This is a genomic window from Stenotrophomonas sp. YJH_SMC_36, from assembly GCF_059369935.1.
Genome location: NZ_JCAFTD010000001.1, coordinates 161,856 through 185,907 on the forward strand (window position 1 = coordinate 161,856; position 24,052 = coordinate 185,907).

At 67.4% G+C, this 24,052-nt stretch carries 20 protein-coding genes and 1 tRNA gene; 5 read left to right on the top strand and 16 right to left on the bottom strand.

Annotated elements, in window-relative coordinates:
- Nucleotides 1–236 precede the first annotated feature (236 nt).
- From pepQ to rph, 7 genes are all read right to left on the bottom strand, one after another.
- On the bottom strand, nt 237–1,568 hold the full coding sequence (pepQ, locus tag AC5P76_RS00710; RefSeq protein ID WP_065181689.1) for a Xaa-Pro dipeptidase: 1,332 nt from the start codon (nt 1,566–1,568) through the stop codon (nt 237–239).
- A 75-nt stretch (nt 1,569–1,643) separates the two neighbouring features.
- Nucleotides 1,644–2,018, bottom strand: coding sequence for a PilZ domain-containing protein (locus AC5P76_RS00715; RefSeq protein WP_065175725.1), 375 nt, complete (start codon nt 2,016–2,018; stop codon nt 1,644–1,646).
- The gene (locus AC5P76_RS00720; RefSeq protein WP_253118317.1) at nt 2,015–4,285 is read right to left on the bottom strand and encodes a DUF1631 family protein; all 2,271 of its coding nucleotides are present in this window, start codon (nt 4,283–4,285) and stop codon (nt 2,015–2,017) included. The genes AC5P76_RS00715 and AC5P76_RS00720 overlap by 4 nt, the downstream gene beginning before the upstream one ends.
- Nucleotides 4,286–4,457: 172 nt before the next feature.
- The gene (gene hemW, locus AC5P76_RS00725) at nt 4,458–5,684 is read right to left on the bottom strand and encodes a radical SAM family heme chaperone HemW (RefSeq protein WP_128988524.1); all 1,227 of its coding nucleotides are present in this window, start codon (nt 5,682–5,684) and stop codon (nt 4,458–4,460) included.
- A gap of 56 nt (nt 5,685–5,740) precedes the next feature.
- Nucleotides 5,741–6,337 carry an RdgB/HAM1 family non-canonical purine NTP pyrophosphatase gene (gene rdgB / locus AC5P76_RS00730; protein ID WP_053519467.1) on the bottom strand — a complete coding sequence of 199 codons (597 nt, stop codon included), beginning with the start codon at nt 6,335–6,337 and terminating at the stop codon, nt 5,741–5,743.
- Nucleotides 6,334–6,723: a VOC family protein gene (locus tag AC5P76_RS00735; protein WP_053519466.1), complete on the bottom strand. Its 390-nt coding sequence runs from the start codon at nt 6,721–6,723 to the stop codon at nt 6,334–6,336. The genes rdgB and AC5P76_RS00735 overlap by 4 nt, the downstream gene beginning before the upstream one ends.
- Entirely contained in the window at nt 6,720–7,445 is a 726-nt protein-coding gene (gene rph, locus AC5P76_RS00740; protein ID WP_053519465.1) for a ribonuclease PH, read from the bottom strand. Before rph ends, AC5P76_RS00735 begins: the two co-directional genes overlap by 4 nt.
- A gap of 123 nt (nt 7,446–7,568) precedes the next feature.
- Here rph and AC5P76_RS00745 point away from each other — a divergent pair, with 123 nt between their 5' ends.
- The gene (locus tag AC5P76_RS00745; protein WP_053519464.1) at nt 7,569–8,429 is read left to right on the top strand and encodes a YicC/YloC family endoribonuclease; all 861 of its coding nucleotides are present in this window, start codon (nt 7,569–7,571) and stop codon (nt 8,427–8,429) included.
- Nucleotides 8,430–8,462: 33 nt separating this feature from the next.
- Here the strand turns inward: AC5P76_RS00745 and selD are convergent, their stop codons facing one another.
- From selD to fdnG, 8 genes are all read right to left on the bottom strand, one after another.
- Complete coding sequence (gene selD / locus AC5P76_RS00750; RefSeq protein ID WP_253118318.1) at nt 8,463–9,542, bottom strand: selenide, water dikinase SelD; 1,080 nt, start codon at nt 9,540–9,542, stop codon at nt 8,463–8,465.
- A gap of 26 nt (nt 9,543–9,568) precedes the next feature.
- Nucleotides 9,569–9,664 (bottom strand) — tRNA-Sec (locus tag AC5P76_RS00755).
- A 24-nt stretch (nt 9,665–9,688) separates the two neighbouring features.
- A complete protein-coding gene (selB, locus tag AC5P76_RS00760; protein ID WP_253118319.1) occupies nt 9,689–11,620 on the bottom strand; it encodes a selenocysteine-specific translation elongation factor in 1,932 nt (643 codons plus the stop codon).
- The gene (selA, locus tag AC5P76_RS00765; RefSeq protein ID WP_429000953.1) at nt 11,617–13,041 is read right to left on the bottom strand and encodes an L-seryl-tRNA(Sec) selenium transferase; all 1,425 of its coding nucleotides are present in this window, start codon (nt 13,039–13,041) and stop codon (nt 11,617–11,619) included. Before selA ends, selB begins: the two co-directional genes overlap by 4 nt.
- Nucleotides 13,042–13,045: 4 nt before the next feature.
- The gene (fdhE, locus tag AC5P76_RS00770) at nt 13,046–14,029 is read right to left on the bottom strand and encodes a formate dehydrogenase accessory protein FdhE (RefSeq protein WP_128988518.1); all 984 of its coding nucleotides are present in this window, start codon (nt 14,027–14,029) and stop codon (nt 13,046–13,048) included.
- Between the two features lie 292 nt (nt 14,030–14,321).
- Nucleotides 14,322–14,969 (bottom strand): formate dehydrogenase subunit gamma, encoded by a 648-nt coding sequence (locus tag AC5P76_RS00775; protein ID WP_053519460.1) that lies wholly within the window; start codon nt 14,967–14,969, stop codon nt 14,322–14,324.
- On the bottom strand, nt 14,966–15,883 hold the full coding sequence (gene fdxH, locus AC5P76_RS00780) for a formate dehydrogenase subunit beta (protein ID WP_253118321.1): 918 nt from the start codon (nt 15,881–15,883) through the stop codon (nt 14,966–14,968). Before fdxH ends, AC5P76_RS00775 begins: the two co-directional genes overlap by 4 nt.
- 10 nt (nt 15,884–15,893) lie before the next feature.
- Nucleotides 15,894–18,962: a formate dehydrogenase-N subunit alpha gene (gene fdnG, locus AC5P76_RS00785; RefSeq protein WP_146256248.1), complete on the bottom strand. Its 3,069-nt coding sequence runs from the start codon at nt 18,960–18,962 to the stop codon at nt 15,894–15,896.
- A gap of 351 nt (nt 18,963–19,313) precedes the next feature.
- On the opposite strand from fdnG, the gene gmk reads away from it, so the two are divergent.
- From gmk to AC5P76_RS00800, 3 genes are all read left to right on the top strand, one after another.
- Nucleotides 19,314–19,979 carry a guanylate kinase gene (gene gmk, locus AC5P76_RS00790; RefSeq protein WP_053519456.1) on the top strand — a complete coding sequence of 222 codons (666 nt, stop codon included), beginning with the start codon at nt 19,314–19,316 and terminating at the stop codon, nt 19,977–19,979.
- Between the two features lie 110 nt (nt 19,980–20,089).
- Nucleotides 20,090–20,389, top strand: coding sequence for a DNA-directed RNA polymerase subunit omega (gene rpoZ / locus AC5P76_RS00795; RefSeq protein ID WP_005410877.1), 300 nt, complete (start codon nt 20,090–20,092; stop codon nt 20,387–20,389).
- A gap of 106 nt (nt 20,390–20,495) precedes the next feature.
- Nucleotides 20,496–22,658 (top strand): RelA/SpoT family protein, encoded by a 2,163-nt coding sequence (locus AC5P76_RS00800; RefSeq protein WP_053519455.1) that lies wholly within the window; start codon nt 20,496–20,498, stop codon nt 22,656–22,658.
- A gap of 172 nt (nt 22,659–22,830) precedes the next feature.
- On the opposite strand, the gene catB is transcribed toward AC5P76_RS00800, so the two are convergent.
- Nucleotides 22,831–23,463, bottom strand: coding sequence for a type B chloramphenicol O-acetyltransferase (gene catB, locus AC5P76_RS00805; RefSeq protein WP_111186780.1), 633 nt, complete (start codon nt 23,461–23,463; stop codon nt 22,831–22,833).
- A 197-nt stretch (nt 23,464–23,660) separates the two neighbouring features.
- Here catB and AC5P76_RS00810 point away from each other — a divergent pair, with 197 nt between their 5' ends.
- Entirely contained in the window at nt 23,661–24,047 is a 387-nt protein-coding gene (locus tag AC5P76_RS00810; protein ID WP_053519454.1) for a RidA family protein, read from the top strand.
- Nucleotides 24,048–24,052: the final 5 nt, after the last annotated feature.

Genomic DNA, 24,052 nt, shown 5'->3' on the forward strand with positions numbered 1-24,052 from the left:
TCGACCTTGGTCGACACGGAGCGAGCGCAGCGAGCGACCCGCTTCTGCTTTTCTTTTTTCTTTTCCGTGGTTGGACGCGGCAGGAAACTGTCAAAGGTGGGGTGGGTAGGCCATGCAGGGGCGTTGGCGCCATGGATGGCGCCATCGAGCTTACAGGGACGTACTTGCAGCGTCCCCTGCATGGCCTACCCGCCCCGCCAAGCGCTGCTTTGATTCAGCATCCAACCACGAGGGGCTCAGCCGTTGGCTGCTGCAAACTCCGGCCGCGTCAGGTTGTCCGCTTCGCCGTCGGTGCACAGCACTTCGTCCTCGATGCGGATGCCGCCATACGGACGGAAGAAGTCCACGCGCTCCCAGTTGATCGCATCGCCATGGCCGGCGTCCTTGACCTCGTTCAACAGCATGTCGATGAAGTACAGGCCCGGCTCGATGGTCACCACCATCCCCGGTTCCAGCACGCGGGTCAGACGCAGATAGGGATGACCCGCCGGACGTTCGATCCGGCCGCCTTCGTCGCTGGCGGCGAATCCGGCCACGTCATGCACCTGCAGGCCGATCAGATGGCCGATGCCGTGCGGGAAGAATGCGGCGCTGACGCCGGTTTCCAGCGCGGTCTGCGGCGATACCCTGATGACGCCGAAGTCCTTCAGAACGCCCATCAGCGACAGATGCGCGTCCACGTGCAGCGTCCTGTAATCAACGCCCGGGCGCACCGCCGCGCACATCTGCTGCTGGGCGGCATCGACGGCAGCGATCATCGCAGCGAATTCGTCGTGGCCGTGCGCCGCGTAGGTACGGGTGATGTCGCTGGCGTAGCCGTGCGCGCTGGCGCCGGCATCGATGAGGAAGCTGCGCAGCGGCTGCGGTGCCTTGCGGCCCAGTTCGGTGTAGTGCAGAACGGCGGCGTGCTCGTTCAACGCCACGATGTTGCCGTAGGGCAGTTCATTGGCGTCCTGGCCCACCGCCTGGCAGTACGCCATGTGGATGCTGAACTCGTCGGCACCGTTGCGGAACGCGGCTTCGGCGGCGCGATGGCCGCGCACGCCCAGCACCTGCGCCTGGCGCATCAGGGCGATCTCGTAGGGCGTCTTGCTGCCACGGTGCCATTCCAGGTAATTCACCACCGCCGGAGGATTGTTCGGCACGTGGCTGCCCAGTGCGCTCTGCGGCTCACCCAGGATCGCGCAGCGCGACGGATCGGCCGGCAGCAACGCCAGCGCTTCATCCGGCGTGCGGATGATGTGGATGTCGAAGTGCTCCACCCACCAGCCGCTCGGCGCGTCCGGCACTACGTGCCAGTAATCGAACGGCTGATGGAAGATCACCACCGGCCGCTTGCCGGGCGTAAACACGATCCAGCTGTTGGGCACGCGCGTCAGCGGCAACCATGCTTTGAACTGCGGATTCACCGCATAGGGATAGTCGCGATCATCAAACACCTGGTAGTGCAGGGTGCCGCTGGGCACCACGAGGTGATCAAAGCCGCCGCGCGCCAGCGCCTGCTCGGCGCGTCGGCACAGCACGGCCAGGTGATCGGGATACAGGGCGCCGGGGTCTTGCTGGATCATTGCGGTGGCTCGACACGGAAAACGGCCCTAGATTCTGCCGCATACCGGCGGAAACCGCTGTGCCGGAACCGGCAGTCAGTCCGTCGAAAGCGGTCCTTCGTCGCTGTCTTCGCCTACCCACTGCCGCAGCAGCTGGCGGTGTTCGCGTGACAGGGTGAGGAACCGGAAGCCCACCCAGCTCTGTCCCGGGGCGTGCGCCGGCTCGCTCCACAACAGGTGCACGCCCACGTCGATGGCTGCCTGCTGGCCATCGCCCAGCGGCAGCGGGAAGCGGAACTGATACAGCGCGTCGTCGCGCAGCGCAGTGCTGGCCAGCATCAGCATGCCGGTTTCGGACACATTGCCAAGGCGACCGACCACGCAGTCGCGCATCTGGTCGGTCACCGGCACCAGGTCCGACACCTGGCGTCGGGGGGCGCGGCGGGTGTCCTGCGGCGGCGTCATGCTCATGCGGGGGTGTCCTGCGGGTTGCGGCCGGCAAGGGCACGCAGGGCGCCCAGACTGGCCTTCCAGGCGCGGTCGACCAGCCGGCCCTTGTCTTCGGTGACCAGATGCGCACGCCCAGCGCTGATCTGCCGCGCCAGGCTGTCGAGGTCGGTTTCGGCAATCTTCTGCCCGCGCGGATTGACGAACAGCACATGGCCGGTCAGCAGGCTGTACCAGGACAGGCGCTGGCGGCGAAGCGTGCCGTCGCCGTTGTCGATGTCGAACCAGCTGCCGAAGGGCAGGGAGCACAGCTGTTCGTAGGCGGCCTCCTCCGCACTGCTGCGTGGCGCGGCAGGGGCGGACGCACTGCGGCTGTCGGTGTGCTCGCCCAGCCGGGCGCGGGCCTTCAGCCGCGCGCTGAGTTCGGTACGCGACGTGCTGTCGTCCTCGCCCCCGGGCGTGGCCAGGCGACGGGCCACCGCTGAGGCTTCCTCGGCGTGATAGCCCACCTGCAGCAGCGCGGCCTCCACATCGGCGGCCAAGGCGCCATCGGTGCCATCGACGCCGTTGGCGGCGGTTGCAGTAACGGCCGCGATGCGCTCGGTCTGCTGCAGCCGCTCCTGCCACTGGGGCGAGTCCTCGCCATGGCGCAGCCGGGTCAGGGTCAGCGCGTCGGACCAGGCCTGGCGCAGCAGGGTCTGGACGAAGCGCGGCGGCTGCTGCGTGCTGCAGCACTGCTCGATCTGGGCGCTGGCCTGGCGCCGCGCGAGTTCCAGGCGCTCCCTGCCGCGCGCGGCTTCGACGTGGCGGCGTTCGGCCAGTTCGGCGCGATGGGCGGCAGCGCGCTGGTGCTGCTGCACCTCTTCGTTGGCAGCAGCGAAGGCTTCCGGCGTGCGTGCATCCTCGCCGAGCAGGCTCTGCACGCTCTGTGCCATGCGCTGCAGAAACTGCGGATCGACGTCGTCGTCCCCCAGCCAGCGGGCACCGGCTTCGGCGATATGGTTGAGCAGCTCGCGCGCAGGATGCTCGTCGCGTACGAAGAAGCCCGGATCGGCCATCGCTGCACGTGCCAACGGTACCTGCAGGCGCGCCAGCAGGGCGGCGGGCACCGGGTCCGGGCGCTGCTGCTGCTGGATCTGCTGCATCAACAGGCGCAGCAGGTCCAGGTTGTCGCGATCATGGCTGCCGATCTGCGCATGCGGGCCATGCTCGCTGCGCAGCTGCGCGACCACGGCGGCCTGCAGGTCGACCACACCGGTAGCGGCGCTGGCCTGGTTTTGCAGCCTTGCCAATACCGCATCGACGGCAGCAGTCGGTACCGCAGGCGCGTCTGCCGCCGGCGTGGTACGCGCGCGCTGCAGCAGGTCGTGCAGCAGGGTGCCGGTGGCGGTGGTCAGCCCGGGGGCCGCTGCAGCGGATGCGGAACCGGACTGGAAGGCATCCTGCATCAGGGTCGACCAGGAGCCGGCAGGCAGGTTCTCGCCCCAGCCGGTCATGGGGGCCGCCGCGCGCCTGGCTGGCTGCGTGGCACGGCCGCCAGCGACGGACTGGGTGATGATCCTTCGCGTACTCGACGAGCGGGCCAGATACGGGGTGTAGACCAGGCCCGGCAGCACGCCTTGCTGGGCGAGCAGGGCATTGGCCCGATCAAGCAGGTCGCCCAGGCGTTCCAGCACCTGGCGCTCGAAACTGCGATACAGCGCCAGCTGCACCTCTGCCCCGAGGCCATCCTGTTCGGCGACCCTGCGCACCATCGCGCACAGCGCCTGCGGTGCCAGCGGAAGGGTATCGGCTTCGAACGCAGGCGCCGCAGCCAGCACGCCCAGGCGCTGGCCGAGCAGGTTCAGGGCGTTGGCCGAGCGCTGCGTCTCGCGCCGGACCATTTCGGTGAGCAGCAGTTCGCGGTCGACCTCGTGCTCGTCGACCAGCGACAGGCCGATCGTGCCCGGCAGTGCGGGCGGTGGTGCTGCTGCCGTGAAGGCGGTCGGTTCGCGCAGCCGCGCCAGTGCCTCGGCCACCGCATCGAGCATGCGCTCGCTGAAGTGGCCGGCGAAGGCATGCAGTTGGCTACGCTGCGCCATCAGTTCAGCCTGCTGCTGCGGACTGCGCGCGCGGTCGGCATCGTGCAACAGGAGTTGTTCCAGCGCTTCGACGGTCAGGATCAGCGGCGCGGTCAGTGCCTGCCGGCACAGGCCGGTCAACGCCCCCAGCAGTTCACGTACCCGCGGTGGCAGGTCGGTGCTGGCCAGGCGGGCAGCGTCGGTGGCGGAGAGGGAGAAGACAGCTGACATCGGCGTGCGGTACCCGGATTCCCGCGGAGCGATCCTGTGAATTTACCGTGTCGGCCGAGGCCGGCGCTACTTTAGGGTGAATGCACACGCTGCACGCCGGGCATGGCCCGGCGCTACCGCATGCTGGCCGCTGGGTAGCGCCGGGCCATGCCCGGCGGATGCGACGGGGCGCTCATTCGTCCAGGAACAGGCTCACCACATCATTGGTGAAACGGCGGCCCAGTTCGGTCGGGCGGACCTGGCCATCGGCCGTCTCCAGCCAGCCGCGCTGCACGGCCTCGGCCAGCGGTGCGTCGAGCACGCTGCGCGGCAGGCCGGTGCGCGATTCAAAATCACGCAGGCTGAAGCCCTCGTGCAGGCGCAGCAGGTTGAGCATGTACTCGAACGGAAGCCGCGCGGGCGTGATCACGTCATCGCCACCGAACGACGCCGGGGTGCCAGCGCTGTCCAGGTAGGCCTGCGGATGCTTGAGCTTCCAGCGCCGCAGCACGTGCTCTTCGGCGCCGGAACTGATCTTGCCGTGTGCACCGGCGCCGATGCCCAGGTAATCGCCGAAGCGCCAGTAGTTCAGATTGTGCGCGCTCTGCCGGCCGGGGCGCGCGTAGGCGCTGACCTCGTACTGGCCGAAGCCGGCCTGCGCCAGCAGCGCCTGGCAGTGTTCCTGCATATCCCAGGCGTTGTCTTCATCGGGAATGCCCTGCGGCGGGCGCGCGAAGAACACCGTGTTCGGTTCCAGGGTCAGCTGGTAGTGCGAGATGTGCGCCGGCTGCAGTGCAAAGGCGCGCTCGAGGTCCGATTCGGCACCGGCCAGCGTCTGCTCGGGCAGTGCGTACATCAGGTCGATGTTGAAATTGTCGTACCCCGCATCCTGGGCCATCTTCACCGCACGCTCGGCTTCGCCACTGTCGTGGATGCGGCCCAGCCGCTTCAGCGCTTCGTCGTCGAAGCTCTGGATGCCGAAGCTCAGGCGGTTCACGCCAGCCGCGCGGTAGCGGTCGAAGCGGCCATGCTCGGCGGTGCCGGGATTGGTTTCCAGCGTGATCTCGGCGTTCGGCGCGAAGCGCAGACGGGCGCTGGCCTGCTGCAGGAAGCGATCGATCGCCTCCGGCGGGAACAGGCTGGGCGTGCCACCGCCGAAGAACACGCTGTGCACCACCCGGCCCCAGACCAGCGGCAGGTCCTGGTCCAGGTCGCGCAGCAGTGCATCGATGTAGGCCTCGAACGGCAGCTCGCCCTTGGCCTGGTGCGAGTTGAAATCGCAGTACGGGCATTTGCGCACGCACCACGGCAGGTGCACGTACAACGACAGCGGCGGTGGCACCAGTCGCGGTGGGCTGTCGTGGTCAGCGGAGCAGGCTTCGCCGGGCAGGTGGTTGCAGTGGTCGTGGGCGTGCGGCATGGGCTTCATCGGTAGTGCCGGCGGTTGGCCGGCTTCCCTGGTTCGATCGGATGGCTTCAGTACAGCGTCGCCAGCTGCTGCTTGAGCTGCTGCAGGGCAATGGCACGGTGGCTGATGGCGTTCTTCAGGGCCGGCTCCATTTCCGCAGCGGTCAGGCCGTGGGTGGTGTCCAGGAATACCGGGTTGTAGCCAAAACCGTTCGTGCCACGCAGTTCGCGGATGATCTGCCCTTCCCAGCGGCCCTCGCAGATCAGCGGCTGCGGGTCGGTGGCGTGGCGCAGGAGCACGATCACTGCATAGAAGCGGGCGCTGCGCTGGCCATCGGGGATGTCGGCCATCGCGTCCAGCAGCTTGGCGTTGTTGGCGGCGGCATTGGTCGGGTGGCCGGCATAGCGCGCGCTGTACAGGCCGGGTGCGCCGCCGAGCGCATCGACGATCAGCCCCGAATCATCCGCCAACGCCGGCAGGCCGGTCGCTTCGCAGGCTGCGCGCGCCTTCAGCAGCGCGTTCTCGACGAAGGTCAGGCCGGTCTCGTCGACGTCGCCCAGGCCCAGTTCGGCGGCCGAGGTGATCTGCAGCGGCAGGTCGGCAAGGATCTCCTGCATCTCCACCAGCTTGCCGGCGTTGTGGCTGGCCAGTACCAGTTTCTTCATTGACGGGGCTCCAGCAGGTCCCAGGTGTTGCCATACAGATCGCGGAACACCGCGACCGTTGCATAGGGTTCTTCGCGCGGCGATTCCAGGAACTCCACCCCGGCGGCCAGCATCGCCGCATGGTCGCGGTGGAAGTCGTCGGTGTTGAGGAAGAACGCAACGCGTCCACCGGTCTGGTTGCCGATGCGGCTGCGCTGTTCCTCGTTGCTGGCGCGCGCCAGCAGCAGGGCAGCGGCGCTGCCGTCTGTCGGTCCGACCACGACCCATCGCTTGTGGCCCTGGTCGATGTCCTCCAGCAGTGCGAAGCCGAGCTTGCCGGTATACCAAGCGATGGCCTCGTCATAGTCGGCCACCACCAGGGTGGTCAGGGCAAGGCGCCGGTTCATGCCGACAGCGCCGCCTGCTGTGCGGCCAGCAGTTCGTTCACGCCCTTTTCGGCCAGTCCCAGCAGCGCGTCCAGTTCATCGCGGCGGAAGGCATGGCCTTCGGCAGTGCCCTGCAGCTCGATGAAGCCACCGCCATCGTTCATCACCACGTTCATGTCGGTGTCGCAGTCGCTGTCTTCGGCGTAGTCCAGGTCCAGCACCGGAGTGCCGCGGTAAACGCCCACCGACACCGCTGCCACCGCACCCAGGATCGGGTTGCGCTTGATCTCGCCGCGCTTGATCAGCACGTTCACGGCGTCGACCAGGGCCACGTAGGCACCGGTGATGGCCGCGGTGCGGGTGCCGCCGTCGGCCTGCAGCACGTCGCAGTCCAGGGTGATGGTGCGTTCGCCGAGGGCATTGCGGTCCACGCAGGCGCGCAGGCTGCGGCCGATCAGGCGCTGGATCTCCAGCGTGCGGCCGCCCTGCTTGCCACGCGCCGCTTCACGGTCGCTGCGGGTGTGGGTGGCGCGCGGCAGCATGCCGTACTCGGCGGTCACCCAGCCTTCGCCCTTGCCGCGCAGGAAGCCCGGAACCCGGTTCTCGACGCTGGCCGTGCACAGCACGCGGGTTTCACCGAAGCACACCAGTACCGAGCCTTCGGCGTGGCGGGTGAAGCCGCGTTGGATGACGACCGGGCGGAGCTGGTCGGGCTGGCGGCCACTGGGGCGGGAATCGGACATGATGCGGGTTCCGTAAGGGCGGGGAGTACGCCGCCATGCCCGCGACCTTCACGGGGCGGGCAGGGGGGCTCTGGTGAGGGCGCTAGGGTACCATTCCCCCTTTGCACGCACCGGACACATTCCATGATTCGAAGCATGACCGCCTACGCGGGTGGCGAGCGGGTCACCCCGTGGGGCACGCTGGGCTGCGAGCTGCGCTCGGTCAACCACCGCTTCCTGGAGGTCGGCACCCGCCTGCCTGAAGAACTGCGGGCATTGGAGCCGCAGCTGCGCGAGCGCATCGCCGCGCGCCTGAGCCGCGGCAAGCTGGATCTGGTGCTGCGACTGCGTGCGCCGGACGCGGCGGGGAATCTGCAGGTCGATGAGGCCCTGCTGGGCCAGCTCGGGCATCTGGCCCACCGCCTGACGTCGGATTTTCCCAACCTGCAGGTGAGCTTCACCGATCTGCTGCAGCTGCCGGGTGTGACCCGGGGCGAGGCCACCGATGCGGCGGCCCTGCAGGTCGAGGCGCTGGCCTTGCTGGATCAGGTGCTGGACGGATTCGTCGAAGCCCGCGAGCGTGAGGGCGGCAAGCTCGCCGCGGCCATTGCCGAGCGCGTGGATGGCATCGAGCGCATCGCGGGTGACGTCCGCACGCTGATTCCCGCCATCCGTGATGGCCAGCGTGCCAAGCTGGCTGCGCGCCTGGCCGATCTGCCGCATCCGGTCGATCCCGGCCGCGCCGAGCAGGAGCTGGTGCTGTGGCTGCAGAAGCTGGATGTGGATGAGGAGCTGGACCGCCTGTCGAGCCACATCGTCGAGATCCGCCGCGTGCTCACGCAGCGCGAGCCGGTCGGCCGCCGCCTGGACTTCCTGCTGCAGGAGTTCAATCGTGAAGCCAACACGCTGGGCTCGAAGTCGGTGGACAGCCGCACGTCCAATGCCGCGGTCGAGCTGAAGGTGCTGATCGACCAGATCCGCGAGCAGGTGCAGAACATCGAGTGATGCTGCGGGGCGCCTTCGGGCGCCCTCATCGTTTCAGCGCACGCTGACGCCGGCAGGCCCCGCCAGCAGGTGGCCGATCACCGCGGCCTGGGCAAACCCGGCGCCGGCAAAAACGGCATTCACTGCATCCACGGCGTCCGCTGCGCAGGATACGAGCAGGCCGCCGCTGGTCTGCGGGTCGGTCAGCAGTGGCTGCCAGTGGGCGGCCACGCCTTCGGCGAATTGCATCTGGCCGCCATACGAGGCCCAGTTGCGGTTGGATGCGCCGGTAAAGCAGCCACGTTGCAGCAGATCCAGGGTCTGCGGCAGCAGAGGCACCTGTGCACTGTCCACTTCGGCGGCCACGCCACTGGCGCGGCACACTTCCAGCAGATGGCCGAGCAGGCCGAAGCCGGTGACGTCGGTCATGGCATGCACGCCGTCCAGCGCGGCAAGGGGCAGGCCCACGCTGTTCAGGCGGGTGGTCGACTCGACCATCTGCCGGTAGCCCTCGGCATTCAGCACTTCTTTCTTCAGCGCCGACGAATACACGCCCACGCCCAATGGCTTGCCCAGCACCAGCACATCGCCGACGCGGGCATCGGCATTGCGCTTGAGCCGCTGCGGATCCAGCACGCCGATCGCGGCCAGGCCATAGATCGGCTCCACCGAGTCGATGCTGTGGCCCCCGGCCACCACGATGCCGGCGTCGGCACAGGCACGTTCGCCGCCCTGCAGGATGCCGCGGATCGTGTCCTGTGGCAGCGTATTGATGGGCATGCCGACGATGGCCAGTGCGAACAGCGGCCGCGCGCCCATCGCATACAGGTCCGACAGCGCATTGGTGGCGGCGATGCGGCCGAAGTCGAACGGGTCATCGACGATCGGCATGAAAAAGTCGGTGGTGGCGACGATCGCCTGGCGATCATCAAGCCGGTAGACCGCGGCATCGTCACTGGTCTCGCGGCCGACCAGCAGTTCGGCCGGCGCAGGGAACGCCGGGGTGCCCCGCAGCAGTTCGGCCAGCACGCCGGGTGCGATCTTGCAGCCACAACCGCCGCCGTGGGCCAGCGAAGTCAATCGCTGCGGAGCCTCGGCCGACGGGGGGAGTGGGGACTGCACATGCGAGGCCATGCCGGCATCTCCTGCAGGAACACGAATGGCGGAAGGCAGCAGGAGTCGAACCTACCAGGGAGCGATCGACGCCCCCTGCTGGGTTTGAAGCCCAGCCGCATGCCCGGATGCGCATGCCTTCCGAAGGTACGGCGGTACCGGTGCAGTCAACCGTGGGCGGTGTTCCATTGCAGGTCGCCGCGCGGCCGATGCTGGTCACCGACGCGTCGAGTGTAGCCAACGCGATTGAAGAACTCCAAGATCTGGATGCTGCGCTTGCGGCCCAGGCCGATGGCATCGCGGAATGCTGCCGCGTCCACCATGCCCGTTGCCTGTGACAGCCGGGCGACCGTTGCCGCCAGCGCGTCGATGCGGGCCGGTGCGTAGAACAGGTCCGGCACCACCTGGAACAGCTCGCCGCGCGCGGCGGCGCGGCGCAGGACCGCACGCATCTCCTCCTCGGCGAAGCCGAGATCGGCCGCAAGCGTGCGCACCCAGGGCGGATCGAAACCACCGGCATCCAGACGCGGGAGCACGCGGTCGAGAAGCGCGCGCTCGCGTTCCGGCGGCGCATGGTCGTGGCCTGGCAGCCGCCACCACGCGCCCACGCGCTGCAACGCGCCATCGTCGAACAGGTCCTGCAGCAGAGCGTTCCAGAGACTGGTCGAGAGCGCGGGCAGGGTGCTGCGCTGCAGGCGCCCGCTGTCGACACCGGGCTCGTCCGGCCGTCGCTCGTGCCAGTCATGCAGCGAGCGGATCACCTGTTCGCGCAGCGCCTGCCAGTGTGAGGCGAAGATGATCACGGTGTCCTCGCGGGTGGCGATGCGCCGGGCATCTGCAGGGAGATCGATCTGTGCGGCCTCACGCCGGCAGTAGCGTTGCAGGGCGGCCAGCGCGATGCCGGCCGGTGCCTGCTGCAGCAGCGGCCCGACGCCGGCGCCGGCCGCGAGCTGTTCAAGGGCTGCCAACCACGCCCGGCGTGCCGGGCTGCGCCGACGTCGTTGCGGTGGATCGGGATCGAGCACGGTGCCGCCGCCCAGCGTATGCGCTGCGGCCGAATCGCGGGCGATGAAGCGGTCGCCGCACATCGCGCAGACCGGGGCATCGAACACCAGCTGCACCAGCTGGCCGTTGCCACTGTCTTCATCCTCCAGCAGCACCACATGGGCCTGCCGGTGCATCGTGCCCCAGTGGATGTGCAGCGGTGTCCAGTCGCGCAGGGGCCGCACCTGTGCCGCAAGGCGAAGGCGTACGTCGACGCGGGTGGTGGCCTGCAGCGCGCGCGGATCGGCGATCCAGTCGCCGCGGGTGATGCCGTCGCGGGCGATGGCGGCCAGGTTCAGGGCACAGCGCTGTCCCGCGGCAGCCTGTCCACTGGCCTGGTTCTGCGCATGGATGCTACGGATACGCACGTCGATGGCGGCCGGCATCAACTGCAGATGCGCGCCGACCGCGGCCACGCCGCCCTGTACCGCGCCGGTGACCAGTGTGCCGTGACCGGCCAGCGAGAACACGCGATCCACCGGCATGCGGAACAGCTCGCTGCGGCGCTGGGCCGTCTGGCGGCTGTCGTTAGCGGCGGCCCACGCATGCAGGTGGGCGCGCAGCGCATGGATGCCGGCATCCGCGCTGTCGGTGCTGTTGCAGGCGAATACTGCAGACCCCTGCAGCGGTGTGCAGGCCAGCAGGGCAACGATCTCCGCTTCGGCCTCGGCAATGCGCGCCGCATCCACACGGTCGATCTTGGTCAATGCCACTGCAGCGCGGTCCACACCCAGCAGCTGCAGGATCGACAGATGCTCACGGGTCTGCGGCATCACGCCGTCATCGGCGGCGATCACCAGCAGCGCCACATCGATGCCGGTGGCACCGGCCACCATCGTGTGCACGAAGCGCTCGTGACCCGGCACATCGACGAAGCCCAGCATCGCCGGAGGCCCCTCTCCGCGTGCGGCCTCCACCGGCACATAGGCATACCCCAGTTCTATGGAGATGCCGCGCGCGCGCTCTTCCTGCAGGCGATCGGTTTCGATGCCGGTCAGTGCCCGCACCAGGCTGGTCTTGCCATGGTCGATATGCCCGGCGGTACCGACGATCATGCCTGCAGCGCGCTCCACTGGGCGAGGAAAGCAGCCTCATCCCCGTACTCAAGCCCGCGCAGGTCAAGCCACAGCGCATCCTCGGCAATGCGCCCGAGCACCGGCCGTGGCAGGCCGCGCAGGCGCTTGGCCAGCCGGTCCAACCCGGCAGCTGCAGCGACGCGGATGCGCAGGCCGGCGCTGGCCAGTTGCGCCTGTGGCTGCGCGCCACTGCCGACCTGGCTGTACATCGGCACCGCTTCAACCGCGTAATGCGCGGCCAGCGCCTGCTGCACGGAAGGCAGCAGGCGCTGTGCCTGCGCATGGATGTCTCCCTGTTCGCGGGACAGCGTGCGCAGGGTCGGCAGCCGCTGCGGCAGCAGTTCCGGTTCGCGGTACAGCGCCAGTACCGCTTCCAGCGCGGCCAGGCCCATCTTGTCCATACGAAGGGCGCGCTTGAGCGGATTGCGGTTGATGCGTGCGATGAGGTCGGCGCGGCCGGCAATGATCCCGGCCTGCGGTCCACCGAGCAGCTTGTCGCCGCTGAACGAGACGAGGTCGGCGCCCGCCGCCAGCGTCTCCTGCACTGTAGGTTCGCGCGGCAGACCGTGGGCAGACAGGTCGCACAGGCTGCCACTGCCAAGGTCCACCGCCAGTGGCAGCCCGTGCCCGTGCGCGATCGATGCCATCCGTGCAGTATCGACCTTGGCGGTGAAGCCGGTGATGGCGTAGTTGCTGGCGTGCACTTCCATCAGCAGCGCGGTGCGCGTGCCGATGGCGCTGTCGAAGTCGGCCGGATGGGTGCGGTTGGTGGTGCCCACTTCGCGCAGCCGCGCACCGGCGCTGCGCATTACATCGGGAATTCGGAAGGCGCCGCCGATTTCCACCAGTTCGCCCCGCGACACGATTACCTCGCGGCGATTGGCCAGGCTGTTGAGCAGCAACAGGACTGCTGCTGCGTTGTTGTTGACCACGGTCGCCGCTTCGGCGCCGGTCAGTTCGCAGACCAGTGCCCGCACGCGCGCATCGCGGTCCCCCCGACGGCCCAGGGCGATGTCGAATTCCAGATCCACCGGCGCCGTCATCGCGCGGGTCACTGCGCGTACCGCGGCGTCCGGCAACAGCGCGCGGCCGAGATTCGTATGCAGCACCGTGCCGGTGAGGTTGAATACCGGCTGCAGATCCAGGCGTGCATCGGCTGCCAGCGCCGACTGCAGGGCCGCGACCACGCCGGGTTCCGCGACGGCCCGCTGCAGCTGTTCCGGTGACAGCTGGCCGCAGCCGCTGCGCTCGCGCAACCCCTGCACGTGCTCGCGCAGCAGATGGGCGATGCGGCTGCGGCCGTGGTCCCTGATCAGCGTCGACAACGCCGGCAGGCGCAGCAGGCGGTCCAGCGAGGGCAGGGCGCTGGCCGGGGCGGTGGGGGCGTGCACGCGAGGCATCGGTTCAGTCGCCGTCGGACTGCCAGAGCAGCGGATTCTGGCTGGCGCGCATGTAGCCTTCCTCGCCCAGCAACAGATCCAGCGCCAGCGTGCCGAGGTCGTCGGCGACCGGCTCCAGCGCCGGATCCTTCTCCAGATACAGAATCTTGCGGTAGCTGTGGCAGTGATCGCAGGTCTCGGCGCGGATCGCGCCTTCACGCACCACCTCGCCTGCATCGCCGTCGACCTCGGCCAGCGCGCGATAGGCGATGTCCTTGCCGGCCGCGCCGCATTGGCTGCACTGCACGCGCACGTAGTGCCACTGACAGGCGCACAGCGAGCACGACAGATAGCGGTAGGAGGCGTAGGGTGGGCGCGCCTGCACCACACTGGCCACCGGCAACGAGCCGCACAGCGGGCACAGCCCGGGTGCATCGGCAAGCGGTTTCAGGTCGGTGGGGCGGAAGCTGGCCGCGAGTACGGCCCAGTACACCTGCAGCGCGTTCATCACCAGCAGGGCAGCGACCGCGTCCAGCGACGGTGCGTCGTCGCGCTCCAGCACCGCATGCGCCTGTGCATCCAGCCAGGCGTCAGCGGCCGCGGCAACCCGTTGCAGTTCCTGTCGGGTCTCCGCAGGCAGTCCGGCTTCATCGGCGCAGTGCCGGCACAGCGCGCGCAACCAGTCGCGCCATCGGCCATCGAGCTGAAGTGTGTTGGCGGGCCGCAATGGCATGCCGGCGCTGGCCGCCGCGCTCGACTGCTGCGCGCGGGCCTGCGCCTGCAGCGCCTCGCGTTGCTGCGGCGTCAGTTCGTCCAGCAGCGCCTGTTGTGCATCGGCCAGTGCCGCCAGCAGCTGCAGGTAGCCACCGATGGCACTGCGTCCTGCCAGGCTGCGCAACCGGTCCGCACGTCCGCCGAACAGCGAGGCGATATCCGGCAGGATGATGCGCGGGACATCGCGCGAGGCCAGCGTCTCGATCTCACCGGGTTCAAGGATGCGTTGCGCCATGCGGGGCCAGCCGGAAGAACCAGCCTCCATCCTCGCCGTTGTCGACGCTGGCGTCCAGCGTGCTGCCAGCCACCTGAAAGGTCGGGGTCAGATCCGTTTTCCAAAGAAAAACGGATCTGACCCCATCGGTTGACCCCATCGGTTGTTGCCGTGTTCATCGTGTCGACCAAGGTCGACACCCACCAACAGCAGCGGGACCCATCCCGCCATCCGGCGGCAACCTGCTTTTGACGTTGACGTTGACGTTGACGTTGACGTTGATCCGGCGGGTGCAGGGCCGCAGGCCCTGCCGTTACCCCTCTCCGCGCCGCCCGCGCAGGATGTCCCTGAACCACTGCCGATGGTGCTTGTAGGCCCACCCATAGGTCACCTTGCCCTGGGTCATCGCGCGCACCGAACCCTTGATCCAGATCGCGGCATAGATGTGCACCACGATGGCGCACACCAGTACCCAGCCAAACAGTGCGTGCACCAGCACCGAAAAACGGATCACGCCGATCGGGAACAGATGGCTGAAATACTGCCGCCAGATCACGAAGCCGGTCAGCAGCAACGCCGAAAGGCAGCCGATGATCGCCCAGAACAGCAGTTTCTGGCCGGCGTTGAAGCGGCCGACCGGTGGCAGTGTCTCATCCTCGTTGCGCAGCACTTCGCGCATGCCGCGTAGCCACGCGCGGTCGTCGGCGGTAGGCAGGTTGTCACGCCACATGCGGAAGGCGAGCAGGGCGAAGCCCACCACCATGGCCAGGCCGACGAAGGGATGCAGGATGCGTGTCCACGGCCCGCCACCGAACAGCGCCGTCAACGGGAACAGCGCAGGGTGGAAGAGGGCCAGGCCGGACAGCGCGGTCAGCACGAAGCAGATCGCCACGATCCAGTGGTTGATGCGGGTCGGAGCGCGGTAGCGCACGATCTGGCGGGGGTGCGGGGCGTACTTCATGGCCGCTGCTCCTCTTCGATCTTCTTTGCTTCGTGCTCGGCCTGCTCTTCCTCCTCATCGTTGACCGTGTTGCGGCCGATGCCGATGTAGTGCAGGAAGCCCACGAAGGCTGTCGCGGCGATTGCCAGCACGCCCAGCGGCTTGGCCACCCCCTTCCAGACCTCGACCATGGGGCTGATGCGCGGGTCCTTGGGCAGGTCGGCGTACAGCTCCGGCTTGTCCACGTGCTGCAGCACGTACATCACGTGGGTGCCACCGACGCCCTGCGGGTCGTACAACCCGGCATTCTCGTAGCCGCGTGACTTCAGGTCCTCGACGCGGCCGGCGGCATGCTCGGTCATCGCCTGCTTGCTGCCGAACGTGATCGCCCCGGTCGGGCAGGTCTTCACGCACGCCGGCTCCTGGCCCACGGCCACGCGGTCCGAGCACAGCGTGCACTTGTAGGCCTTGTGGTCCTTCTTTGAGATCCGCGGCACGTCGAACGGGCAGCCGGTCACGCAGTAGCCGCAGCCGATGCAGTTCTCCTCCTGGAAATCGACGATGCCGTTGGCGTACTGGATGATCGCGCCCGGCGACGGGCAGGCTTTCAGGCAGCCCGGGTCGCTGCAGTGCATGCAGCCCTCCTTGCGGATCAGCCACTCCAGCTTGCCCTTCTCGTCCTCGTACTCGCGGAACTTCATGACCGTCCACGACTGGTCGCTCAGGTCCGGCGGGTTGTCATAGCTGCCGACGCAGCTGCCGACCTCGTCGCGCAGGTCGTTCCACTCCATGCAGGCGACCTGGCAGGCCTTGCAGCCGATGCACTTGCTCACGTCGATCAGTTTGGCGACCTGTCCGGTGTGGGAACCGCGCGCCTGCGGCGAGGGCGTGGTGGTGGCCGAGCGGCGGATGATGTCCAGCGATTGCAGTGACATGGCGTGTCTCCTACACCTTCTCGACCTTGACCAGGATGCACTTCGATTCAGGCGTCTGCGAATTGCCGTCACCGATGGCGTTGGTCAGCGTATTGGCGATGTAACCGGGCTTGGCAGCACCCAGGAAGCCCCAGTGGATCGGCACGCCCACCTGGTGCACCGTCCTGCCATCGATCTGCAGTGCCTTGATGCGCTTGGTCACCATCGCTACGGCTTCGATGTGGCCACGCTTGGAGCTGACCCGCACGCGACTGCCGTTGCCGATGCCCAGCTCGTCGGCCAGGGCTGCGCCGATCTCGACGAACTGCTCCGGCTGGATGATGGCGTTGAGCTTGCCGTGCTTGGTCCAGAAGTGGAAATGCTCGGTCAGCCGGTAGGTGGTGGCCACGTGCGGGAACTCGTCCGGCGAGCCGATCTGCGCGCGGTCGCTGTCGAACACGCGCGCGGCCGGATTGTTCAGCGTCAGCGCCTGGCCCGGGCTCAGCGGGTTGCTGCGCAACGGCGTGTCGAAGGGCTCGTAGTGTTCCGGGAACGGGCCTTCGGCCATGCCGGCCTTGGCGAAGAAGCGGGCGATGCCCTCGGGGTTCATGATGAACGGGCCCATCCCGCCGGCCGGGTCTTCATCGGCCTTGAAGTCGGGCACGTCGATGTTGCCCCAGTTCCTGCCGTTCCAGGCGAGCAGGGTGCGTCGTGGATCGAACGGCTGCCCGGCGACGTCGCACGAGGCGCGGTTGTACATCACGCGGCGGTTGGCGGGCCACGCCCAGGCCCAGCCCAGCGTGTTGCCGATACCGGTGGGATCGCTGTTGTCGCGCCGTGCCATCATGTTGCCGGTCGGCCCCCACGCACCGATGTAGATCCAGCAGCCGGAAGACGTGCTGCCGTCGTCGCGCAGGTCGCCGAACGCGGCCAGCTGTTCGCCGGCCTTGCGCACCAGCCGGGTCGGGTCCTTCGGATCGAACACGTCCACCAGTGCCTTGCCGTTGTACTCCATCGCCAGTTCTTCCGGCGTCGGCAGTTTCGGGTCGGCGTAATTCCAGGCGAGGTCGCGCACCGGCTCCCACCACGCGCCGCCGTCCTTCTCGTACAGCGCCTTGATGCGGTGGAACAGCTCGGACATGATCTCGATGTCGCTGCGCGCTTCGCCCGGTGCGTTGGCGCCCTTCCAGTGCCATTGCAGCCAGCGCGAGGAGTTCACCACCGCGCCGTTCTCCTCGGCGAACGAGGTGGTCGGCAGGCGGAACACTTCGGTCTGGATCGTGCTCGGGTCGACGTCGTTCAGTGCGCCATGGTTCTGCCAGAAGGCGATCGTTTCGGTTTCCAGCGGGTCCATGCTGACCATGAACTTCAGCTTGGAGAACGCGCTGATCAGCTTGCCCTTGTTCGGTGCCGAGGCCAGCGGGTTGAAGCCCTGGCAGATGTAGCCATGGATCCTGCCTTCGTTCATCAGCTCGTAGGCCTGCAGCATGTCGTAGGGCTTGTCGAGCTTGGGCAGGTGATCGAAGCACCAGTTGTTGTCGGCGGTGGCGGCATCGCCCCACCACGACTTCATCAGACTGACATGGAACTTCGGGTAGTTCTGCCAGAACGACATCTGGTTGGCGCGCAGCGGCTTCTGCGTGCGCTTGGCGATGTAGGCGTTGTAGTCCTGCTCGTCCTGCCTGGGCAGTGTCAGGTAGCCCGGCAGCAGGTCGGACATCAGGCCGATGTCGGTCAGGCCCTGGATGTTGGAATGCCCACGCAGGGCGTTCATGCCGCCGCCGGCCACGCCGATGTTGCCCAGCAGCAGCTGCACCATCGTGCCGGCGCGCACGTTCTGCGCACCGACGGAGTGCTGCGTCCAGCCCAGCGCGTACAGGATGGTCATCGCCTTGTCCTTGCCGGCGGTGGACGCGATCATGTCCCATATCTGGCGGATGCTGTCGGCGGGCGTACCGCAGATGCGTTCGACCATCTCCACGGTATAGCGTGCGTAGTGCTGCTTGAGCAGGTTGTAGACGCAGCGCGGGTCCTTCAGGGTCGGGTCGCTGCGTACGTAACCGTCGTCGCCATACAGGTAGTCCCAGCTGGAGCGGTCGTAGCTGCGCTTCTGCGGGTCATAGCCCGAGTACAGGCCGTCGGTGAAGGCGAATTCGTCCTTCACCAGGAACGACATGTCGGTGTAGTTCAGCACGTACTCGTGCTGGATGCGGTCCTCGGCCAGCAGGTAGTTGATCAGGCCGCCCAGGAACACGATGTCCGTGCCGGTGCGGATCGGCGCGTAGACATCGGCCACCGCGGCCGAGCGGTTGAAGCGTGGATCGATGACGATCAGGCGGGCCTTGTTGTGTGCCTTGGCCTCGGTCACCCATTTGAACCCGCACGGGTGTGCCTCGGCGGCATTGCCACCCATGATCAGGATCAGGTCGGCATTCTTGATGTCGACCCAGTGATTCGTCATCGCACCTCGGCCTAGCGTCGGGGCAAGACCTGCCACCGTCGGGCCGTGTCAGACACGTGCCTGGTTGTCGAATGCGAGCATTCCAAGCGAGCGGACGACCTTGTGGGTCAATACCGCGGTTTCATTGCTGGTGGCCGAGGCCGCCAGCATGCCCGTGGTCAGCCAGCGGTTGACCGTCTGCCCCGCCTCGTTCTTCTGCACGAAGTTGGCGTCGCGGTCTTCCTTCATCAGCCGCGCGATGCGGTCCAGAGCGTCGTCCCAGCTCAGGCGCTTCCACTCGTTCGTACCCGGTGCCCGGTATTCCGGGTAGAGCAGGCGCGATTTGCTGTGGATGATGTCGGCCAGGCCGGCGCCCTTCGGGCACAGCGTGCCGCGGTTGACCGGATGGTCCGGGTCGCCCTCGATGTGGAAGATGCTCGGCTCGGCGTTCTTGGCGCCATCGCCGAGGCTGTACATCAGGATCCCGCAGGCCACCGAACAGTACGTACAGGTGTTGCGGGTCTCGGTGGCGCGGGTCAGCTTGTACTGCCGCACCTCCGCGAGCGCGATGCCGGGCGCGAAGCCCATCAGGGCCAGGCTGGAGCCCACCAGGGTTGTCCCGGTGACCTTCAGGAACTGGCGGCGACTCATCGAGGGCATGCCGTTCTCCTTGGATGGCGGGGAGGCGTGCAGGCCTCCGGGCTGTCGGTGGGTACGGCCGTCGAAGGGGAGAACCGCCAGCATGCCGCGAGCGTCTTTCCGGGAACGACCGCAATGCGCCGGTTATAGCACAGCCCCCCGCATGCCCATGTGGCACAAGGCCGGCCGGGTGTGGCCGGGCGCGGGGAGGGGCCGCTCTGGTAAAGTTGCGTGCCCGCACCCCGGGGAGCCGTCTGCCGGGCCTGGTTCCAGGATGTTCCGCGCAGTCCCCGCCGTCCTGGCGCGATCCTCCGCGCCACGTCTGGAACATCGAGGAAAAATTTTGCGAAATCAACCAGTTGGGTTCCGTGCATGAGCGCCCCGTCCACCCCGTCGGCCACCATCGCGCGCGGCACGCTGTACATCGTTGCCGCCCCTTCAGGCGCCGGCAAGAGCAGCATCGTCAACGCGACGCTGGCCCGCGACCCGCAGATCGCCCTGTCGATCTCCTTCACTTCGCGGGCCATGCGACCGGGTGAAGTGAACGGTGAGCACTATCACTTCGTCACCGCAGAGAAGTTCGAGCAGATGATTGCTGCGGGCGACTTCTTCGAGCATGCATGGGTGCACGGAGACTGGAAGGGCACGGCGCGGCAGTCGGTGGAACCGCAGCTGGCGGCCGGCCAGGATGTGCTGCTGGAGATCGACTGGCAGGGCGCGCAGCAGGTCCGGCAGCTGGTACCGGGCACGGTCACCGTGTTCATCCTGCCGCCGTCCAAGCAGGCCCTGCAGGACCGCATGCGCAAGCGTGGGCAGGACAGCGAGGCGGTGATCGCCCAGCGCCTGGGCGCCGCCCGCGACGAGATGCTGCACTTCAATGAGTTCGACTACGTCATCGTCAACGAGGTGTTCGACACCGCCGTGGACGAGCTGTGCGCGATCTTCACCGCCAGCCGCCTGCGCCGCGAGGCCCAGAAGGTCCGCCACGCCGGGCTGATCCAGGCCCTGTTGACCCCTGATCCGGGCGCAACTGACTGATTCCAAAAGAATCGGGTGAGGGTTGGCTTGATTTTGTCCAGCCCCTGCCGGTACACTCCGTCCCCTTTCCCTCATTCGACTGAGCGGCCGACCGGTCGCCGGGAGCCCGTATGGCCCGCATCACCGTAGAAGATTGCCTGGAAGTCGTTAACAACCGTTTCGAGCTGGTCATGATGGCCTCCAAGCGTGCCCGCCAGCTCGCCAATGGCGTGCAGGCCACGCTGGACAACAGCGAGACCGAGGACAAGCCGACCGTGCTGGCGCTGCGCGAGATCGCTGCCCGCAAGATCGACAACGCGCTGATCGACGAAGTCGAGAAGGCCGAGCGTGAGCGCGCCGAGCGCGAAGCGCTGGAGTGGGCCGCCGCGGAAGTGGTCGCCGACGAAGACATGTCCAAGAACGACGATTGATCGCATCGATCAACGTCATCGCTGGACACGCCGAACAGCCCGCCCCGTGCGGGCTGTTTCGCATTCAGGATTTGCCGTAAACGTCGCGCTGGAATAGGCTTCGGGCATGAACCCAGGCCCCACTGCCAAGGTCGCCGCAGCCCCCACTGCCGCCGTACCCGACTACGTCCTCCAGCTTGAACGCGCCGCCCATTACCTGCCGCCGGAGCAGCTGCCGCTGCTGCGCCGTGCCTGGGAAGTCGGGGCCGCTGCGCACGCTGGGCAGACACGCAAGTCGGGCGAGCCCTACATCACCCATCCTGTGGCGGTTGCGCAGGTGCTGGCCGAGCTCGGCCTGGATGTCGAAGCGCTGATCGCCGCGATCCTGCACGACACCATCGAGGACACGCCGCTGACCCGCGAGGCGCTGGCCGCCGAGTTCGGCGAGCCGGTTGCCGAACTCGTCGATGGCGTGACCAAGCTGGACAAGCTGAAGTTCCGGGACCGCCAGGAAGCTGCCGCGGAGAGCTTCCGCAAGATGCTGCTGGCGATGTCGCGCGACCTGCGCGTGATCATGATCAAGCTGGCCGACCGCCTGCACAACATGCGTACGCTGGGCGCCCAGAGCCGCGAAGCGAGGAGCCGCATCGCCCGCGAGACGCTGGAGATCTACGCGCCGATCGCGCAGCGACTGGGCATGAGCCTGGTCAAGAGCGAGCTGCAGAACCTGGGCTTCAAGGCGTTGTATCCGTGGCGCCACGCGATCCTGGAAAAGCACATCCGCAGCCAGCCGGTGGTGCGCCGCGAGGCGATGGCGCAGGTGGAAGTGCAGCTCTCGCAGCGACTGGCGAAGGAGGGCATCGAACACCGCCTGGTCAGCCGCATCAAGACGCCGTGGAGCATCTACAACAAGATGCGCGACGAGAACAAGAGCTTCGACCAGGTGATGGACGTGTTCGGGTTCCGCCTGGTCGTGCGCAGCGTGCCCACCTGCTATCACGCACTGGGCTCGGTGCATGCCACGTTCAAGCCGCTGGACGGCCGCTTCCGTGACTTCATCGCCATTCCCAAGGCCAACGGCTACCAGTCGCTGCACACCGTGCTCTTCGGACCGTACGGCTCGCCGATCGAGGTGCAGATCCGTACCGAGGAAATGGACCTGATTGCCGAGCGAGGCGTGGCCGCACACTGGACCTACAAGTTCGGTGGCGATTCGCCCAACAGCGCGCAGAGCCGTGCCCACGCGTGGATCGTCGAGTTGATCGATTCGCAGCGCGCGGCCGGCTCCTCGCTGGAATTCCTCGACAACGTGAAGGTCGACCTGTTCCCGGACGAGGTCTACCTGTTCACGCCGAAGGGCAAGATCCTGGCCCTGCCGCGCAATTCCACCGCGCTCGATTTCGCTTACGCCGTGCATACCGATGTCGGCAACATGGCGGTGGCCTCGCGCGTGGACAAGAAGCTGGTGCCGTTGCGCACCAAGCTGGTCTCCGGGCAGTCGGTGGAGATCATCACCGCGCGTTCGGCCACGCCCAAACCACAGTGGCTGGAGTTCGTGGTCACCAGCAAGGCACGCACCGCGATCCGCCACCAGCTCAAGCAGCTGGAGCACGAGGACGCCGTGCAGCTGGGCCACCGCATGCTTGACCGTGCGCTGGAGGCGATGGATTCCTCGCTGGAGCGGCTGCCGAAGGGGCGCCTGGATGCATTCCTGGCCGAACACCGTTTCCCGCGCCTGGAGGCGCTGCTGGCCGAAGTCGCGCTCGGCAACTGGATGCCGACCCAGGCCGCGCAGGCGCTGATGGCCTATGCGGAACTGCGTGGCGGCCCGCATTCGCGCCACCACTCGCAGGAGAAGATCCTGATCAATGGCAGCGAGCGCGGCGTGGTCACCTTCGCGGGCTGCTGCCAGCCGATTCCCGGCGACGACATCATGGGGTACCACACCGCCGGCAAGGGCATCGTGGTGCATCGCATGGACTGCCCGAACCTGGCCGAGCTGCGCAAGTCGCCCGAGCGCTGGGTGCTGATCGGCTGGGATACCACCGTTTCCGGTGACTACGACACCTCGCTGGTGGTGGAAGTGGAGAACGGTACCGGCGTGCTGGCCCAGCTTGCCGCCGCGATCGCGCAGAGCCAGTCCAACATCGAGCGCGTGGATTATCTGGATCGCGACTTCAACGCTGCCGTGCTGGCGTTCAACATCCAGGTGCGCGACCGCAACCACTTGGCCGAGGTCATGCGGCGCCTGCGCCGCCTGTCGGTCGTGCAGTCGGTGCGCCGCCAGTAAAGCCACGCCATGCGTGGATGGTTCTTGTAGAGCCGAGCCCACGCTCGGCTGCTCTTGCCTGAAGCAGCCGAGCATGGGCTCGGCTCTACGGATGGCGCATCGCAGGCCCGGATTGAAGTAGATCCACGCCATGCGTGGATGATATTCCGTGCACACGATGCGCGAGGTCGGATCACGCCGCCTGTTCGCGCCAATACGCATGCAGCGCCGGGATATCCCCAGCGGTCAGCAACGGCATCGCCGCCTTGATCTGCGCCAGCGGCCACTCCCACCACGCCATTTCCAGCAACCGCGCGATGTCCTCCGCTTCGAACCGGCTGCGCAGCACCTTGGCCGGGTTGCCGCCCACGATGGCGTAGGGCGCCACGTCGCGGGTCACCAGTGCCCGGCTACCGATCACGGCACCATCGCCAATGCGCACTCCCGGCAGGATCATCGCCTCGGCGCCGATCCACACGTCGTTGCCGATCACGGTGTCACCGGCCGGCCTGAAGGCGTCATTGGCCGCGGCAAAGGCCGACTCTTCCTGCATGTAGAAGAACGGAAACGTCGATGCCCAATCGTGCCGGTGGCCCTGGTTGCCAGCCATGATGAAGCTGACGCCGCTTCCTATCGAGCAGAAGCTGCCGATGATCAGCTTGTCCACGTCGTCGCGATCAGGCAGCAGGTAGCGCGCGCAGTCGTCGAAGCCGTGCCCGTGGTAATAGCCGGAGTAGTAGCTGTAGCGGCCGACGAGGATGTTGGGGTTGGTGACCATTTCGGTCAGCAGCTTGCCCTTGAAGGGGGAGTCGAACACGTTTGCCATGGCTTGGTCCCACAGGAATCAGCAGCCAGTCTACGGATGCGCCCGGCCCGGAGACCATGGGTGGATGGTGCACCGGTAGCGCCGGGCCATGCCCGGCGAGCGCGCCACGCAGCATGAACCAAACGTCGCCGGGCATGGCCCGGCGCTACCGGGTTGCTACAATCGCCGCTCTGTTTTCCAAATGCACCGGAGCGACCATGTCCCGCCAGATCATCAACACCGAAAAGGCGCCTGCCGCCATCGGCCCTTACTCGCAGGCCGTGCGCGCCGGCAACACCGTGTACTTCTCCGGCCAGATCCCGCTTGATCCGGCGACCGGCGACATCGTCGGTGCCGGTGATGTCGAAGCCCAGGCCCGCCGCGCGTTCGACAACCTCAAGGCCGTGGCCGAAGCTGCCGGCGGTTCGCTGGACCAGGTCGTGCGCCTTGGCCTGTACCTGACCGACCTGGGCGAGTTCGCCAAGGTCAACGCGGTCATGCAGGACTACTTCCAGGCTCCGTTCCCGGCCCGTTCCACCATCGAAGTCTCCGGCCTGCCGAAGGGCGCCAACTTCGAGGTCGACGCGGTGATGGTCATCGACTGACGCCC

Coding starts and splice junctions, on each gene's coding strand:
- pepQ (WP_065181689.1), bottom strand. CDS start 1,568: ATGATCCAGCAAGACCCCGGCGCCCTGTATCCCGATCACCTGGCCGTG.
- AC5P76_RS00715 (WP_065175725.1), bottom strand. CDS start 2,018: ATGAGCATGACGCCGCCGCAGGACACCCGCCGCGCCCCCCGACGCCAG.
- AC5P76_RS00720 (WP_253118317.1), bottom strand. CDS start 4,285: ATGTCAGCTGTCTTCTCCCTCTCCGCCACCGACGCTGCCCGCCTGGCC.
- hemW (WP_128988524.1), bottom strand. CDS start 5,684: ATGCCGCACGCCCACGACCACTGCAACCACCTGCCCGGCGAAGCCTGC.
- rdgB (WP_053519467.1), bottom strand. CDS start 6,337: ATGAAGAAACTGGTACTGGCCAGCCACAACGCCGGCAAGCTGGTGGAG.
- AC5P76_RS00735 (WP_053519466.1), bottom strand. CDS start 6,723: ATGAACCGGCGCCTTGCCCTGACCACCCTGGTGGTGGCCGACTATGAC.
- rph (WP_053519465.1), bottom strand. CDS start 7,445: ATGTCCGATTCCCGCCCCAGTGGCCGCCAGCCCGACCAGCTCCGCCCG.
- AC5P76_RS00745 (WP_053519464.1), top strand. CDS start 7,569: ATGATTCGAAGCATGACCGCCTACGCGGGTGGCGAGCGGGTCACCCCG.
- selD (WP_253118318.1), bottom strand. CDS start 9,542: ATGGCCTCGCATGTGCAGTCCCCACTCCCCCCGTCGGCCGAGGCTCCG.
- selB (WP_253118319.1), bottom strand. CDS start 11,620: ATGATCGTCGGTACCGCCGGGCATATCGACCATGGCAAGACCAGCCTG.
- selA (WP_429000953.1), bottom strand. CDS start 13,041: ATGCCTCGCGTGCACGCCCCCACCGCCCCGGCCAGCGCCCTGCCCTCG.
- fdhE (WP_128988518.1), bottom strand. CDS start 14,029: ATGGCGCAACGCATCCTTGAACCCGGTGAGATCGAGACGCTGGCCTCG.
- AC5P76_RS00775 (WP_053519460.1), bottom strand. CDS start 14,969: ATGAAGTACGCCCCGCACCCCCGCCAGATCGTGCGCTACCGCGCTCCG.
- fdxH (WP_253118321.1), bottom strand. CDS start 15,883: ATGTCACTGCAATCGCTGGACATCATCCGCCGCTCGGCCACCACCACG.
- gmk (WP_053519456.1), top strand. CDS start 19,314: ATGAGCGCCCCGTCCACCCCGTCGGCCACCATCGCGCGCGGCACGCTG.
- rpoZ (WP_005410877.1), top strand. CDS start 20,090: ATGGCCCGCATCACCGTAGAAGATTGCCTGGAAGTCGTTAACAACCGT.
- AC5P76_RS00800 (WP_053519455.1), top strand. CDS start 20,496: ATGAACCCAGGCCCCACTGCCAAGGTCGCCGCAGCCCCCACTGCCGCC.
- catB (WP_111186780.1), bottom strand. CDS start 23,463: ATGGCAAACGTGTTCGACTCCCCCTTCAAGGGCAAGCTGCTGACCGAA.
- AC5P76_RS00810 (WP_053519454.1), top strand. CDS start 23,661: ATGTCCCGCCAGATCATCAACACCGAAAAGGCGCCTGCCGCCATCGGC.